We start from the raw sequence: 819 nt of genomic DNA, 5'->3' as shown, positions 1-819 counted from the left end.
TCTGCGTGATATTGAGTACGCAAAAGCTTTTCGATCGTTCGGGTACGCATGACTACTTTTTCAATATCTGACATCGTAACCCTCCTTTACTGACCTTCCCTTCGTTAGTCATTTCATTCTTCTATAAATTTAGAGCTTTTTCGAGCGGTTAAGTGCAATTTTCCTTTCAAATTGTGCCCTTGCACGCATATAAACTGTGAAGTCCGCCGAATAAAATCTACACCCCTTTTATTAGATCACGAATAGTTTATCTCAACTCATAGTTTAATCAGGGAGTTCTGTAGAATAGGGCCCAATGAAACATTGGAGGTTATCATGCCAATCTCACTTATCTTGGCCATTTTTGCCCTCATCGCCCTTGGCGCATGGGTGTTCTTTCGTTTCTACAGCAAACATTACGTTGGTGAAGATGCGCCAGAACAAAGTGTTCAAGTCACTATTTTAGACAAACAAGCGATCGATGTGCCGGATGCGCAGCCGGGACAGGACGACCAAGAATATTGGATTTATGTGCAACGTGGCCCAATCGGCCCGAAACGAGAATTCCAAATTGGTGTGCACTATTACCACGCGCTTAATCCAGGTGATAAAGGCACCCTGACCTACTGCGGCGACAAATTCCTACATTTCGCAATCAAACGCTAACTTACGGCAGTAACCAACGAGTCTTGGCTGATTTCGAGAACAAATAACTCATCGCCAAGGCTCCCGCCCCACTTAACACAATCCACACAGGGATCACCCATGCCGGATGACCGGTATACCAACCGAACTCTTTCATCGGCCATAAGAAGATTGGGTGAAGTAAGTAAATGCCCA

At 44.8% G+C, this 819-nt stretch carries 1 protein-coding gene and 2 pseudogenes; 1 reads left to right on the top strand and 2 read right to left on the bottom strand.

Annotation, left to right across the window (positions count from 1 at the left end):
- Positions 1 to 74: pseudogene (locus tag R7P74_RS25785) on the bottom strand (DUF4145 domain-containing protein); the annotation flags it as partial.
- 241 nt (positions 75 to 315) lie between these two features.
- Between R7P74_RS25785 and R7P74_RS25780 the strand changes: the two are divergent.
- Entirely contained in the window at positions 316 to 645 is a 330-nt protein-coding gene (locus R7P74_RS25780) for a DUF2500 domain-containing protein (protein ID WP_015297474.1), read from the top strand.
- Between the two features lies 1 nt (position 646).
- Here R7P74_RS25780 and R7P74_RS25775 read toward each other — a convergent pair.
- A pseudogene (locus R7P74_RS25775) lies at positions 647 to 819 on the bottom strand (acyltransferase); the annotation flags it as partial.

Source organism: Vibrio sp. 2033, assembly GCF_033339735.1.
Note: the sequence above shows the minus strand (reverse complement) of the source record. Positions and strands in the feature narration are given on the sequence as shown.